The sequence below is a fragment of the Tenacibaculum sp. SG-28 genome, from assembly GCF_002954385.1.
GTDB lineage: Bacteria > Bacteroidota > Bacteroidia > Flavobacteriales > Flavobacteriaceae > Polaribacter.
The window spans coordinates 67,272-82,650 of the sequence record NZ_MQVY01000003.1 but is presented as its reverse complement, the minus strand read 5'-3'; the positions used below and the strand labels follow the sequence as shown (position 1 = coordinate 82,650).

The window sequence follows — 15,379 nt, the reverse complement described above, 5'->3', positions numbered from 1 at the left end:
AGAGTTTTAGATAAGTATTGTTTAGCGTACTTTTAATTAAACAATTGCTGTAACTTTGGTATAAACATCTTACATGAAAAAAATATTGTTGCTATCAGATACCCATAGCTTTATAGATTCTACAATTTTAAAATATGTTCAATGCGCTGATGAAGTTTGGCACGCTGGTGATATTGGAAATTTAGAAGTAACCGATAGTATAAAAAAAATTAAGCCTTTACGAGCAGTTTTTGGAAATATTGATGATCATATAATAAGAACAGAATTTCCTTTAACCATTAATTTTGAATTAGAAGGGGTAAAGGTATTGATGACCCATATAGCGGGTTATCCTGGTAAATATAACGTTAGAACTCAAGAAACAATTCGTTTACACCAACCAAAATTATTTATATGCGGGCATTCTCATATTTTAAAAGTACAATACGATAAAAAGTTTGATATGTTACATGTGAACCCAGGGGCAGCAGGAAAACATGGTTTTCATAAAGTTCGAACTATGTTGCGTTTTGTTTTAGAAAACGGAGCTATAAAAAACATGGAGATTATTGAGTTAGGTGTGCGAAGTCAAACTTAAAACGTTTCGGAGCAGGAATAGATATACTAATTTTAGTTCCTTTGTTATTTGATGATTCAATTGTAAAGTCTCCTTTCATTACTTGTATTCTTGCTTCTAGTTGGTTGAGGCCAATTCCAGAGTTAATTTTATTTTGCTTGTAATTGAAGCCAATTCCATCATCTTCTACCAATAATGAAATACGATTATCAGCTTCTTTTAATACGATATGTGCATTATTTGCTGCACTGTGCTTGATAATATTGTTGACAAGTTCCTGGATTACATTGTAAATTTTAATTTCAATATCTTGGTCATACCTGCCAATATTGCTAATTTCGGTATGAAATTTTATTTCTGAATTGGAATATTTTTTGGCGATATCTTTAGTAGCGTATTCCAAGCCAAATTTTAATAAAATGGAAGAAACTAAATTGTGAGATAGATCCCGAACAGTTTTAGATGCCTCTAAAATTATCGATTGTGTTTTTTCCAATTCATTTGGTATGTTGCCATTAAATTGCTTTTTTGTAGCAGTGATGTGCATATTTGCTGAGGATAAAAGTGCACTTACGCTATCGTGTAAAGTTTCTGCAATATTTTTTCGTTCACTTTCCTTCCCGTCTATGGTAGCATTAAGAATTTTTGCCTGCGATTCTGATCGTAAACGATCTAAATTTTGTTCCTCCAAAAGCTTGTTCTTGGTTAATAAGAGCTGCAGGGTTCTCTGCCTTAGTTTGTAATTGTATATTATAATCGTTGATATAGTAAGAATCAAAACACTTAATCCTATCAGTAAATACGTGGTAGATTGTTTTTTTATCGTAGCAATTTTTATGTCTTTTTCGTGCTCTAATTTTGTAATGTTTTCGTTGCTTTCGGTTTCAATTTTTTTGATGATTTCGTTAAATTCTCTTTCGTTCAAATTATCATTTAATGTATAAGAAATTTCAAGGTTATCATAGGCTTCAACTTCTCCCAAGTTTCGCATGGCCCATGCCAAATTACTATACAAAGTAATTTTGAATTTCACAGCTTCAAAACTATTGTCCTCTATTATAGTTTGAATGGCATCTGTATATGTCTTTTTTGCTTTGCCAAACTTATTATCATCGATATAAATACTTCCAAGATTATTTAAAGCACTTGCTATTTTTTTCTTATCATTTCTTTTTTTTTGAATTTCTACTGCTTTTTTAGCAAAATATTCCGCTTTGTTATAGATGGAATCAATAAAATATAATGCAGATAAATTTATGTATGAGATGCCTTTATATTTTTGTATTTCATCATTAATTCCTTTCATTTTATCCAATTTATTAAAGTAGAATTGAGCACTATCTTTAAATTTGCTTAACAACTGTTTTTTATCTTTTTCATCAAAATTTAAATTTGTTTCTTGAAATTTAATATTTTGATATCGCTTAAGATAGTTGCTGTTAAGATTTAAATAAATTTTACTTATTATACTTTTAATATTTGAACTAAAATTAATATTATCTAAATTTTGATAGTTTATTAGCGATTGATAATTAAGGCTTTTTTTATAGTAGTATATTGCTTTTGTACTTTCGAAAGTTCTATCATAAATGGAACCGATTAATTCTGAAAATAGAAACATATAATTTATGCTCTTAATCGTTTTACTTTGTTCAAATGCTTCTAGTGATAATTTTAAAGATTCAGAATATTGTTCCTTATCAAAATATATTTTAGCTTCTTCATATAAATTATCAAGAGATGAAGACTGGTCTAAAACACCAAAAGACATAAAAACAGTATTGTTTGAAAATACTGTTTCTTTGTATGTTTTTTTCTCGTGCAGCTTGTTAGCAATGAGGAAAAAAGTATTGAAAATATACTTATTTTTAAGTTCATTAATTTTGAAGCTTATTTTATTTATTTTTATCCACTTACAATTATTATTTTCGGTTTTCTATTATTAGCAGCAGAATTATAATCTTTGCTAGAATAATTTTTACTTTCGACCTTGTCAGTATAATTCACAAAATCAACTCTCAATATTTTAGACGTAGGTACCGCTAATTCTTTAGAAAACTTTCTAGTTTTACTTTTTCCTTCAGCCAAATGAACTTCATAAGTCTCAATAGCTTCGTTATATACAAAGTTAGTAGTTACGTTTTTATGTACATGAAAGTTTAATGTAAAGGTACCGTCTTCATTTTTTGTAACGCTATATTTTTTTAAAAATTTGGTAACCCCATTTTTGTTTGCGTATTGAATGTTGTCATCTTTTACTTGTATGAATGATTTTTGTCCTTTCGAAGACTCTAAAAAATTGATTTTTAGAAAATCGTTTTCTATGGTGTAATCATTACTGATGTTTTTCTCTGTGGGATAGTTAACCTTGGAAAAGACAATTTCATTCACACTATTAGGTTGGGTAAAATTGTCAACCTGTGTGTTTTCTTTTACATTTATATCCAGTGAGTATCTGCCATCAACATCTCTTAATAAAGTATACGATTGCAGATAGCTCGATTCATTTTCTAAAGTATTTAGTTCAAGTTCACTTTCGTTAGAGGAGCATGCAATAAAAAATAGGGCACACAGAAACGGTAAAATTATTGATTTATTCATTTTTCTAAAGTTTAAGGTTTTTCTTTTGAGCGGGTAATTTAGTTTTGTTTAAAAAGGCGATGCACGTAGTAAAAATACTTACAGATTGGGGAATGTTCTCAGTGTTAGGGGATCAAGAAAACAACACGAAGGTATTTCTCTAAACTTTGTTATTGCAATAACAATGTACATCGCCGTAATTATTTAAGTAATGTAGATAGGAGCGACGTATTTCGTTAGGAATTTCAAAGTTGAGGAAGGAGCATTTTCTCTTGTAAAGAAAATTAAATGAAAGGATTATACTATTTTATTCCTTACTGCGTACATCGCTAAACCTACTACATTTTTTACTTTTAATTTTTTGTATAAATTTCGCCGATACGACTCTACTGTTTTTAGGCTTATCATTAAGATATCTGCTATCTCCAGGGAGCTCTTTTCTTTTGCTATTAATTTTAAAACTTCAATTTCTCTCTCTGTGAGTTGTTTATGGGACTCTTCTTTATTGGTATCCACTTTTGAGTTCTCTACATATAAATTGAAAAGTTTACTCTTGATATCATCGTTAAAATACTGAATGCCCTTGTGCACCGATGTAACGGCGGCTACGATATGATCGCTAGCACAACTTTTTTCTAAAAAACCACAGGCTCCTAAGGATATTAATTCTTGTACTAATTTTGGATCTGCCAAGCTGGAGAGAATTATAGTTTTGATTTTGATATCCCGTTTTTTAAAGACACGGAGTACATCAATCCCATCCATTTCTGGCATGTTAATATCCAATATTAAAACATCTGCAGTGTGATTACTCGCCCAGTTTACGAGTTCTTTACCAGTTAAGGAATATCCCTCAACTTCAATGTCTTTTTCAGTATTTAAAAGAGCCATCACGCCTTCTATTAAAATTTTGTGGTCGTCGGCTATATGAACTTTAATCTTGTAACTCATTATATCGTTTACGTTTACAAATGTATAAGACAACTACATACTGTGCAATACTCAATGCCCCTAGACCTTTACTAAGGGTTTTTACTAGACAACTAAGGGTTAACCCTAGGTTAGTGTCATTTTAAATGAATTAAGTTATTGAATTCCAGTAGTTAGATGTTTTTATATTTATTAGCTTTATAAATCTAAATGTACAATATAAATTTTTATTGGCATACTTCTGCTTATTATAATTATGGAGTATTGCGTTTTTAAAGCATAAAAAACCGAGAATATTTTCTCGGTTTTTAGGTGCACTAAATATACTAAGATTATAGGTTTATCGTAATCTATCCACAGATTTTACAAGATCTTCATCCTTTTTAATGGCTTTATTTGCCAAAACTAAAAGCAAAATAACAATAATAGGTATGAACATCCCAATACCTTTCTCTGAAACCGCAGTTTCTCCAGATAATTTTAGTGAGACATATAGCAATATTCCTAATAAAAAAAAGTTAGTCAAAATATTAATTCTGCACAATACAAATTGTAACTGTCTATTCTTGTAAAGAAATATGGTAATAAGAGACAGTAATGCAGATATGAAAAATAATACCGGTACACATTTAGATAAAATAGAATTTTCTGCTAATAAATCAAGTGCATACACAACCGTTTCACCATTTGATTGTTTCCATAAGTTAACAAACAACACCAAAACACTGGCTAGCAAAAAAGCTAGGAAAAGATATACGGATTGTATTCTCTGTATCATTTTTCAAAAATTGTCTCGCAAAAGTAGCACTTCTTTTTTTAAAAAGAAATATTAAGAAGTAAAATTATTTGCATATATTTGTTGCACTATAAACCGCACAATAATTGTTATATACTTCCTATAACACAGCAATCATAACTATATAATTAAATTCTTTCTACGAAAGAAACTTTTAACTTAATATAATTTACTAATGTTCGAAATTTCGGAATTAAAAGCTAAAAAACTTACTGATTTGCAAGTAATTGCTAAAAATATTGGGCTAAAGAAAATTAGTCAGATAAAAAAATTAGATTTAGTTTATAAAATATTAGATGCTCAGGCTGAGGCGACCAACAAAGAGGAAAAGCCAGTTGAGAAAAAAGTAACAAAAGAAAGACCAAAGAGAAGAAGAATTGGTGAGAATACACCAAATTCTGCAACAAGTAAGGAATCTTCAAACAAAAAGGTTGCACCCACACCTTCTAATAAAGAAAAGTTTCCAGTACAAGATACCGCAGACAAATCATCAGAATTAGCAAAGAACAACAGTAAAGAGGTGTCCGGAAAACCAAAAGAAGCCACCGAAAAAAATAGTCCAGCAAAAACTGCGAATACGATTCCTGGTAAAGAACAAAGTAAAGGTAAGGCCCAGCGCATTGATGATTCTAAAAAAACATCTTCGGACGATAAAAAGCAACACAATCACAAACAGCAGCGAAATAATCAAAATAATAACCACAATAAAAACAAACACAATCAAAACAAAAACAAAGCAAATCACAAAGCTGGTAACAAGTATCGCGATCCAGACTTTGAATTTGATGGAATAATTGAAAGTGAGGGAGTGTTAGAAATGATGCCCGACGGCTATGGTTTTTTACGATCTTCCGATTATAACTATCTTTCTTCTCCTGACGATATTTATGTATCGCAATCTCAAATCAAACTTTTTGGTTTAAAAACTGGAGATACTGTTAGAGGTAATGTACGACCACCAAAAGAAGGAGAGAAATATTTTCCTTTGATTAGAGTATCTAAGATTAATGGCTTAAATCCAAATATCGTGCGCGATAGAGTCTCTTTTGAACATTTAACGCCTTTATTTGCCGATGAAAAGTTTAATCTAGCACAACAAGGTAGTTCTCTTTCTACACGAATTATCGATTTGTTCTCACCAATTGGTAAAGGGCAACGAGGTATGATTGTAGCGCAGCCAAAAACTGGTAAAACTATGTTGTTAAAAGATGTGGCACGAGCGATTGCAGCGAATCACCCTGAGGTGTATCAAATAGTACTGCTAATTGACGAACGTCCTGAAGAAGTTACCGACATGCAACGAAGTGTGCGAGGAGAAGTGGTTGCTTCTACTTTTGACGAGCCAGCCGACAAACATGTACGCGTTGCGAATATCGTATTAGAAAAAGCAAAGCGATTAGTAGAATGTGGGCACGATGTGGTAATTCTTTTAGATTCTATTACTCGTTTAGCAAGAGCATACAATACTGTAGCACCTGCCTCTGGTAAAATTTTGTCTGGTGGTATAGATGCCAATGCATTACACAAACCAAAACGTTTCTTTGGAGCGGCAAGAAATATCGAAAATGGAGGGTCATTAACGATAATCGCAACAGCTTTAACAGAGACAGGGTCTAAAATGGATGAGGTTATTTTTGAGGAGTTTAAAGGTACCGGTAACATGGAGTTGCAATTAGACCGCAATATTTCTAATCGCAGAATATACCCAGCTATTGATTTGATTAAATCAAGTACGCGTCGTGATGATCTTTTATTGGATGAGAAAAGTGTGCAGCGCATGTGGGTATTGCGAAAGTATTTAGCAGATATGAATCCTATTGAGGCAATGGAATTTATTCAACAAAGAATTAAAACCTCTATCAATAACGAGGAGTTTTTAATTTCTATGAATGGATAACACAAGAAACATTACAATAAAACCTGCCAATTGGCAGGTTTTATTTTGGGTAGATTACAAAATCTAAAGGAACATCGAACTGGTTCAGGTCTTCTATATGCGGTATTGGAGGAAAATAATTAATACCGATTTTAACGACATCTTTTCTACATTCGCCTAAAAATCGATCATAGTAGCCTTTTCCGTAACCAACACGATATTGATTGCGATCGGAAATTAGCAATGGAACAAATACCATATCTATTTTTTGTACCTCTAACTCCTCTGCATCATAGGGTTCTAATACCCCGTATTTATTAGCTTTTAAATTGGTAGTAGGTTGTAGTATGTAATGGGATAATGTGTTGTTTTCAAAATTACATTTACTTACGACAATCTGTTTTTTTTGTAATCGAAAAAAATCTATGATAGGTTGCGTATCTATTTCTTTAAATTTTTTTAAAGAAATAAATACATGAATATTTGTAACCTTTTCGATTTCTAAAGCGCTTACTTGGTCGTATATATTTTTTTGGTAAGTTCGTATCGCTTCCTCCGTTAAGGTATTTCTTTTCTGTTTGTAATGATCTCGAAGTACTTTTTTTTTTCATAAAATAGCCATATGTTATTCCATTTCCTTCAATTCCTCTTTCAGTTTTTTTGGTAATTTTTTCACCACTAAATCGTAAGAATGATTGATCAAGCGCAATACTAAATTTTCAGGAATATCACAGTTAATAGTGAGTGAATTCCAGTGTTTTTTATTCATGTGAAAACCTGGGTTTACACCCTCGTATTCTTCTCGTAATTCTTCCGACCAGGTTGGTTTGCATTTTACATTAATAACGGTTTCACCGCGTTCCCATTTTTCTAAATTTATTAAGGCAAACATCTTTCCTTTTACTTTAAAAACTAGGGTTACTTCATCGAAAGGAAAATGCTCTGTAACACCTTTTTTGTTGCTGCAATATTGGTGAAGTTCCTCTATATTCATGCTTCAATTTTTGCAACTGGTCTTTCTGGTAATTTTAGTGCGGTGGTGTCCAATTTCCAACCGATAGTTTCTACCAAATTATGCATCAATTCAAGTGCTTCCAAAGCTTCTTTATTTGCAGTTTGCATCAAATTACTCTCAGGAACCTTATCGATAATATGTTCTTTCGCTTCTGCATTCACTTTGGTTAAATCTTCCGAATTAAACTTGTTGAGAAGTCCATTTTGGATATCGTAAAACTTGATGTTTGGCTCTACCGAAAATATTTCTGGCTGCGGAAATGCAGATAAAATTATGGTCTTTGATTTGGTGTCGGCTTGCATTTTTATTTTTCTAAAATCGAAACCTATATGCACTTTTGCATTAATTATTATTATCGCTTTCTTTTTACTAGTGATTAAGCCCAGTAACTTTTCTTTGGAGTTTTCATGGTGGTATATTTCTGCAAATTCTCCCTCGACAGTAATAAGTTTGGAAACCTTTCGTATTTTATCCAATAAAACAACAGATTGTTTTTCAGTTATGTTTTTTCTGTTAAAAGAAGTATATTTTTTAAATACAAAAAAAGAAATAATTGCTCCGATTGCTAAGCCAATAAATAGTAATTCCATAGTTACGAAGTTACTAAAACTTATGGGATTTCGTAAAACTTAAAAGAAGAAACCATTGTAAGAGCAAATAAGGCTAGCTCTTTCGAACTAACCCTATTTTAGATAAACAGAATTCGTATAAAATTATGGTACTATTTTTTGTAAGTCGTAGAAATAGAAATCTTTGTTGTCATTCATGGCAACAAAAAGACCGTTTGGAAATTTTGCTCCTAAATTTACAGTTGTTGCATCACAACCATCTGTTTCGGTTGTTCCGAGATTTACTGCTTTGATAAATGCATTGGTTTTTCTATCAAATATGTTGAATTCTCCTTGTTGCTGATTGGAAATTAGAATATATCCATTGTCATTTTCTGTCTTCGCAATAGCAATTCCCTCAATGTCTTCTTTAAATTTATCAGTTCCAAAAATGGCAATCTCCTGATTACCTTTCGATGGCTCCGCAAAATACTTACGTACTCCGTGTTGCTCATCTGAATAATAAATAAACCCGAGTTCATTATCAACAGCAATGGCTTCTATTTCTTTTTTTTCGCTAAACTTTCCGAATTTTCGAACTAAGGATGCAGTTGCGCTATTTCCATTGTATCCTATTTCGTATTGGTATAGATAGTTGTCTTTCGGGCCAGTTTTTCTTCCAACAATAGCGTAAAGTTTCCCAGAATTTGGAGAGGTGTAAAGGGCAACTCCCATCGGTAGGTTGTGCTCGGGTTCTGTTGCATCTTCAAAGACCTTGAAACCACCATTGTCTAATGGTTGCATATCGGGGACGCTATACATTCTAATTTGTTGCTTTTCTCTTTCGGTGAAAACGACAACGTCTGTTTTGGTACTATCGCTAAGCCTAAAGCCATAGGCTACATCAACATTGTTAGGACGTTTTATATTTTTGATACTTTTTTCGGGTAGTATTTTTCCATTCAAATCAAAGGCATAAATTCCCCCTTCCGATTCTTTATCGGTTCCAAAGATGATACTTTTTGTAGGGTCATTTGGGTTTACCCATATGGCAGGATCATCACTGTCATTTGGTGTTTTTTCTGTGATTATATCTGCCTTAATAACGGGTAGTTTACTTGTTTCTTTACACGATATGAATAGTAAAAGACTACAACCTATCGCTATGCTTAATTTTATAACTTTCATTGGTTTACTTTTTAAATAGATCATACTTAAGGCCAAATGTTAATCTTCTTCCATAATATTCCATTTGCATGGTTCTGTCTTTTTGTCCTTGATAGTATCGCAACGGTTGGTCTGTTAAATTGGTGAAATCTGCATACACCCTTAAGTTCTTTGTGATAGCATAGCCAACATTTAAATCTAAGAAGAATTGCTCGTCATAGTAACGATCATTGAATTCGTCCTTACCAATTTCATCGATGTATGCATCTGAAAAATTAGCCGAAATTCTTGCAGTAAACCTGCCATCGTCATACCCTAAAGATCCGTTAAACATATTTGGAGCTGTGTTAGGTAAGGTCATGTTTGTTCTTTCGTCACCGTCTTCGTTATTGATGCCGTCTGCCTCTGAAGTTAAATAGGTGTAGTTTAGATACACATTAAAGTTTTTTGCAAATCCTGGAAGGAAAGTTAACTTTCTCTGAAAAGCAAATTCTATTCCGAAAACATAGGCGTCATCTCCGTTTTCTGGTCTTTTAACCTCGTATCCTTCGGTATCCGTACCATAACTGTTATCTTCTGCTTCGCTAATATAGGTGTATGCGAAATCTGAAATACTTTTATAGAATGCACCTGCAGAGATTATTCCTATAGTAGAAAAGTAATGTTCTCCCATTAAGTCAAAGTTCATCGATTTTGCTGGGTTTAGATCAGGATTACCAACCTCAATCTCCTCGTCTTCTCTAATAATGTTTTTGTATGGAACTAAATCAATATAGTTAGGACGTGCTATGGTATTTGTATATGCAAATCTAAGAATAGAGTTTTTATTAAAATTGTATTTTAAATGTACTCCGGGTAAGTAGTTCGTATAATTATTCTCTACAGTAGTTTGTTGGTAATCTACATAGTTACCATCTTCATCATAGTTAACGGTATTTCCGGTAGAACTGATTTGTGTGTTTTCGATTCGTAAACCGGCCAAAACAGAAAAATTAGAAGAAACTTTTTGTTCGGTCATAATGTATCCAGCGTAAACATTTTCTTTAGTATTGTAGTTACCGCCTAAGTACTCATCATATACTAGTTCTCTAGGAACCGAAGAGTTTAATGTTAAGTTTCCTAACCATTCCTCCGAGGTGAAAAGACCAGCTTTGTACTGACTACCTGCTAAATAATTAGGGTTTGTTATGTCTCTTGTGGTAACATCTGCCATGGTAGGATAAGCGTCTTCTAAATCATATTCATAGAAAATATTGTTACGCTTTTTCTCTTTAAGACGTGTTCTAAAACCAAATTTAACAAAACCGTCTTCGCTATGGAACAAAGTAGCTGGTAGTTGAAAGTTAGTAAAGATGTTAAAATCTTCTTCGTCTGTATATTGATTTTCCTCGGTCACTTCGTCGTATTCAAAATTTTGCAAATTATCAGTATCTGCTGGGTTTTCGGCAGTAAATAATGGGAATCTTGAGCTGGAAATATCATTATTGATGATGTATTCCGATTTAAAGGTAATATATCTCTCGTTTAAACGCTCTTCCGATGCCTTAGAATAAGAAGCAATCCAGTCGGCTTTCACTTTTCCAAATAAATGATCACCACCAAGTGTATAGTTTTGCATTCTTTGGTCTTCTAGTCTTTTGTTCTTATTTCTATTGTTGTTTATACCGCCTTTAGTTTCTCTTTTTACCTCTACAGGGAAACGAACTGGCGTGTTATTGGTTATGGTGAAATCATCCATGTTGATGTCGTCTCCGTCAAGAAGTTCGTAAGTGCCTCTAAAACGATTTTCCCTATCATCCTCCAGTTATACATAGACTTGAAATATAGGGTGTTATTATCGTTTAATTGGTAATCAAAGTTAGCAGAGAAACTTCTTCGAACGCGCTGTACCACATAATCACGTTGTTGAAATTCCTTAACAAATGGGTTTACCTCTATTTTTTCAGTATCTGTTCCGTTATTGTATTCAAATTCAGTGTCCCAATCTGCTTCAATATTGTGAGAGCCAAAATCACTATCGTTAATAGACGCAGCTATCATCCAACCGAACTTTTTATTTTCAGAACGATCTCCTACTAAAAAAGATCCATTTAGAATTCTTTTATCATTAATAAAGTTGATTCCCGAACCAGCGGTAGCAGACAGTCTAAAGTTTAAAGGGGCAGTTCTGGTAATAAGATTCACCGAACCTCCTAAGCATCGCCATCCATGTCGGGAGTAACAGCCTTGTTTACCTCAATAGTTTGAATCATATCCGATGGGATTAAATCCATTTGAATATTTCTATTGTCTCCTTCTGCGGAGGGTATTCTACTTCCGTTTAGTGTTACCGAGTTTAGCTGTGGTGATAAACCTCGAATAATAACATTTCTTGCCTCCCCTTGGTCTACTTGCATTGTGATACCCGGAACACGTTTGATAGCATCTCCAATGTTGGCATCTGGAAATTTACCAATTTGATCCGTAGAGATAACGTTAGTAATGTTAGTGTTAGATCGTTGCTTGTTCAAAGCCTTTGTTTCTCCTCCAATTCTGGTTGCGATAGTAACTTCATCGAGAAGATTTGTTTTCGGGATCATCGCAACATTAATGCTTGTTGTAGCGTTGGCATTGATGGTTACTTTTTGCTTATTCACCGCATACCCAATAAAAGTAATGGTAATCTCTTGTGTACCAGTTGGTACATTTACGATGGTAAATTGACCATTAAAGTCAGTGGTAGTTCTTTTATTTGTAGCATCAATGGTAATTATTGCACCCGGCAAATACAAACCGCTTTCATCAGAAATAATACCCTTAAGTACCCCAGTCTGGGCATTGGTGCTTGCACAGTACAAACATAAAAATACTGTTACAAATAGTGTTTTTAAAAATTTTAAATGTGTCATTTATTTTGGTTTTGTTTTCAGGGCAAAACTAGTATTGGCCTTGTCTAAAAGCCTTTTTTTTACAGCAACAAAAAGGCAAATTTTAGGCAACATCAAGGCAACATTAATACTTCTTTTACATTGCAATAACTATTTCTGAATATTTAGAAATTGTGCATGAAATTTACCAGTTCTTCTCTTGGATGTATGGGAAGTTTTTTTCGTAATCTATATCTAGCCACTCGTATGCTATCTGGTGTGACTCTTAAAATTGTTGCAATTTCTTTTGAACTTAAATTTAGTCGGAGTAACATGCTTAATTTTAATTCTGAAGGAGATAGTTTTTGGGATGTTGCTTTTTGAAGATTAATTGTGAAGTCAGGATGAATGTCTTTAAATAAAGTATTGAAATCTTCCCATTCATTATCTTGTTTTAGATGGAAGTCTATCTCTTTGTATACTTCGGTAATTTTTTTGTGAACATCAATGTTTTTTCGTTTAGAAATATGATTTAGATTTGATGAAATTTCTTGCAGCATCGTGTTTTTTTGCGATAAGTGAAGACTGTATTTGGATAACGATGCTGTTTTTGATTTTATATCTCGTTCTAAAATTGTTTGTTGTACTTGTTTTTGTTCTAATTCCGACTTTAGTATTTGCTCTTTATATTGCTGTATTTTTAATTTAGCCTTACGTTTTTTTTGGAATATATATCGGGCAACAATACTATAAGAGAGTAACACGATTAGTAAAGCAATTAAAATATTTTGATGTGTTTTTTTGAGTTTGTTAGATTCTTTTAAGAGTTTAATTTCCGCTTCTTTTGTATTTGAATCGTAATTGGCTAGCAAAAAATTCAGTTGCTTTGTATTTTGTTTGTTTGTAGTGATCTCCTTGTAAATTTCTGATTTCACTCTATATTCATAGGCCTTTCTGTATTCTTCTAAGTCAAAATATGCTTTAGAAAGATCTTTGTATGCGCTCTCTATAAGATTGCTATTCTCTAGTGCCTTTGCGATATCCAAGGAATGGTTTGTGTAGCTGATAGCAGCTTGAATATCACCTCTCTTTCTATAGACATCTCCTAAGTTATTTAAAACATCGCACTCCTCGGCTGTTTGGGTGTTTTTTAAAATAGCATAGGCTTCCAAAAAGTAGTTATAGGCTTTATCAAACTGATTTAAATCTTCATAAATACTACCAATATTTATTTTACTATTTGCTACACCAATTTTATCTTGCATCTTAGTGTACCATTGTAATGCTTTTTCTTGATTTTTAATAGCTTCTAGGTATCGGCCTTGTTTTTCCTTGCTTGCGCCTAGTAATAAATAAGAATTTGCCATACCAGATTCATAAGTTTCCTTTTCGCCAAGAATTAGTGCCTCGTTAATGTACTTTTCCGCAATAGGATAATTTTCAAGGTCTAGGTAGATATTGCCAATAGCATTTTTGATATTAATATGAAAAGTGTCGACGGTAGTGGCAGTTATTGCATTTGTATAATATTGTATCGCCTTCGCGTGTAAATGATTCTTTACATAAAGATTACCAAGTGCATAGTTTTTGTACGCTAGACTGTCATTTAGCTGATTAGAGTTTGGAGAGTGCACTGTCGCACTTATGATTACAAAAGGGAAACACAATGTAAAAACTAGGAATATTTTTTGCCATACCGACAAAAAAACAAATATCAGAGTAATTTAAAATTAAGAAAAGGTTATGAAAAAGTATCTAAAATAAAAAGAGTAGTTATACTTTAACTACTCTTTTGTCGGGGTGGCAGGATTCGAACCTGCGACCTCCTGCTCCCAAAGCAGGCGCGATGACCGGGCTACGCTACACCCCGATTTGGAATTTAAAGGAATTTTTTTCCTTAAAATCTCTTTTTATTTGGGAATGCAAATGTATAAAAAAAAAGGATAAATAAAATTTTTTAGTTAAAAAATATAGTATTTGACTTCTCTATCTATAGATAACCAAAATATATCGCCATATCTTGGAAACCTCTAAAAATAAATTACATTTGTACTGTTAAATTTAAAATGAAAATGGCGGAAAAAATAAAATGTTTAATTATCGGTTCTGGGCCAGCAGGATATACTGCTGCGATATATGCTGCAAGAGCAGATATGAAGCCAGTGATGTATACAGGAATGCAAATGGGTGGGCAATTAACTACTACAACAGAGGTAGATAATTTCCCTGGGTACCCTAATGGAACGGACGGAACTGCAATGATGGATGATTTAAAAAATCAAGCGGAGCGTTTTGGAACAGATGTTCGTTTTGGAATGGCAACTAACGTAGCTTTTTCTCAAGAAGTTGGAGGGCTGCACAAGGTTACTGTTGATGAAACTACCGAGCTAGAGGCGGAGACAGTTATCATCTCTACGGGAGCTACAGCAAAGTATCTAGGTTTGGAAAGTGAGCAACGTTTAATAGGTGGTGGTGTTTCGGCTTGTGCTACCTGTGATGGTTTCTTCTATAAAGGACAAGATGTTATTGTGGTAGGAGCGGGAGATACAGCTGCTGAGGAAGCAACTTATCTAGCGAATATTTGTAGTAAAGTAACGATGCTAGTGCGTAAGGATTACATGCGAGCATCCAAAGCTATGCAACACCGTGTAAATAAAACCGAAAATATCGAAGTGTTATACAATACAGAGATTGCTGAGGTTTTAGGCGGTAACGTTGTGGAAGGTGTACGAACAGTAAATAATCAAACAGGACAAGAGTCGGAAATCCCAGTAACAGGTGTTTTTATAGCTATTGGCCACACGCCAAATACAAAGTTATTTCACGGAATGTTAGATATGGATGATACGGGGTATCTAATTACCAAAGGAAAAACAACCAAGACAAATCTTCCTGGAATTTTTGCTGCAGGAGATGTGCAAGATAAAGATTATCGTCAGGCGGTTACGGCTGCAGGAACTGGTTGTATGGCTGCTCTAGATGCTGAAAGGTATTTAGGAGCTCTAGAATAGAACTCGGATATCGGTATAAAAATAAAACAAAAAAGCTTCCTGATTTGGAAGCTT

General features: G+C 33.2%; 14 protein-coding genes, 1 tRNA gene and 1 pseudogene. 3 read left to right on the top strand and 13 right to left on the bottom strand.

The features are described 5' to 3' along the window. The first annotated feature begins 73 nt into the window (after positions 1-73). Entirely contained in the window at positions 74-577 is a 504-nt protein-coding gene (locus BSU00_RS08545) for a metallophosphoesterase (protein ID WP_105004005.1), read from the top strand. Here BSU00_RS08545 and BSU00_RS08540 read toward each other — a convergent pair. From BSU00_RS08540 to BSU00_RS08525, 4 genes are all read right to left on the bottom strand, one after another. Then, a complete protein-coding gene (locus tag BSU00_RS08540; RefSeq protein WP_105004004.1) occupies positions 546-2,327 on the bottom strand; it encodes a tetratricopeptide repeat-containing sensor histidine kinase in 1,782 nt (593 codons plus the stop codon). The genes BSU00_RS08545 and BSU00_RS08540 overlap by 32 nt on opposite strands. A 134-nt stretch (positions 2,328-2,461) precedes the next feature. After that, positions 2,462-3,157, bottom strand: a complete 696-nt coding sequence (locus BSU00_RS08535; protein WP_105004003.1) for a hypothetical protein — start codon at positions 3,155-3,157, stop codon at positions 2,462-2,464. 276 nt (positions 3,158-3,433) lie between these two features. After that, positions 3,434-4,087, bottom strand: coding sequence for a response regulator transcription factor (locus BSU00_RS08530; RefSeq protein WP_105004002.1), 654 nt, complete (start codon positions 4,085-4,087; stop codon positions 3,434-3,436). A 319-nt stretch (positions 4,088-4,406) separates the two neighbouring features. Next, the gene (locus tag BSU00_RS08525) at positions 4,407-4,844 is read right to left on the bottom strand and encodes a DUF4293 domain-containing protein (RefSeq protein ID WP_105004001.1); all 438 of its coding nucleotides are present in this window, start codon (positions 4,842-4,844) and stop codon (positions 4,407-4,409) included. Between the two features lie 193 nt (positions 4,845-5,037). On the opposite strand from BSU00_RS08525, the gene rho reads away from it, so the two are divergent. Beyond that, positions 5,038-6,759, top strand: a complete 1,722-nt coding sequence (gene rho, locus BSU00_RS08520; RefSeq protein WP_105004000.1) for a transcription termination factor Rho — start codon at positions 5,038-5,040, stop codon at positions 6,757-6,759. Positions 6,760-6,799: 40 nt separating this feature from the next. Here the strand turns inward: rho and BSU00_RS08515 are convergent. The 9 genes and pseudogenes from BSU00_RS08515 to BSU00_RS08485 all read right to left on the bottom strand — a co-directional run. Further along, positions 6,800-7,330 (bottom strand): annotated as a pseudogene (locus tag BSU00_RS08515) (5-formyltetrahydrofolate cyclo-ligase); the annotation flags it as partial. Between the two features lie 33 nt (positions 7,331-7,363). Continuing rightward, entirely contained in the window at positions 7,364-7,732 is a 369-nt protein-coding gene (locus BSU00_RS08510) for an MmcQ/YjbR family DNA-binding protein (RefSeq protein ID WP_105003999.1), read from the bottom strand. Beyond that, positions 7,729-8,343, bottom strand: coding sequence for a DUF4230 domain-containing protein (locus BSU00_RS08505; RefSeq protein WP_105003998.1), 615 nt, complete (start codon positions 8,341-8,343; stop codon positions 7,729-7,731). The genes BSU00_RS08510 and BSU00_RS08505 overlap by 4 nt, the downstream gene beginning before the upstream one ends. Before the next feature lie 123 nt (positions 8,344-8,466). Beyond that, positions 8,467-9,489 (bottom strand): phytase, encoded by a 1,023-nt coding sequence (locus BSU00_RS08500; protein ID WP_105004221.1) that lies wholly within the window; start codon positions 9,487-9,489, stop codon positions 8,467-8,469. 4 nt (positions 9,490-9,493) lie between these two features. Further along, positions 9,494-11,206 carry a TonB-dependent receptor domain-containing protein gene (locus BSU00_RS14050; RefSeq protein ID WP_369820312.1) on the bottom strand — a complete coding sequence of 571 codons (1,713 nt, stop codon included), beginning with the start codon at positions 11,204-11,206 and terminating at the stop codon, positions 9,494-9,496. Beyond that, a complete protein-coding gene (locus tag BSU00_RS14045) occupies positions 11,188-11,652 on the bottom strand; it encodes a hypothetical protein (protein WP_369820311.1) in 465 nt (154 codons plus the stop codon). The genes BSU00_RS14050 and BSU00_RS14045 overlap by 19 nt, the downstream gene beginning before the upstream one ends. 8 nt (positions 11,653-11,660) lie before the next feature. After that, the gene (locus BSU00_RS14040) at positions 11,661-12,356 is read right to left on the bottom strand and encodes a carboxypeptidase-like regulatory domain-containing protein (RefSeq protein WP_369820310.1); all 696 of its coding nucleotides are present in this window, start codon (positions 12,354-12,356) and stop codon (positions 11,661-11,663) included. A gap of 143 nt (positions 12,357-12,499) precedes the next feature. Further along, entirely contained in the window at positions 12,500-13,948 is a 1,449-nt protein-coding gene (locus tag BSU00_RS08490; RefSeq protein ID WP_105003997.1) for a tetratricopeptide repeat protein, read from the bottom strand. Between the two features lie 161 nt (positions 13,949-14,109). After that, positions 14,110-14,184 (bottom strand) — tRNA-Pro (locus BSU00_RS08485). A 202-nt stretch (positions 14,185-14,386) separates the two neighbouring features. On the opposite strand from BSU00_RS08485, the gene trxB reads away from it, so the two are divergent. Beyond that, positions 14,387-15,325, top strand: a complete 939-nt coding sequence (trxB, locus tag BSU00_RS08480) for a thioredoxin-disulfide reductase (protein ID WP_233188669.1) — start codon at positions 14,387-14,389, stop codon at positions 15,323-15,325. Positions 15,326-15,379: the final 54 nt, after the last annotated feature.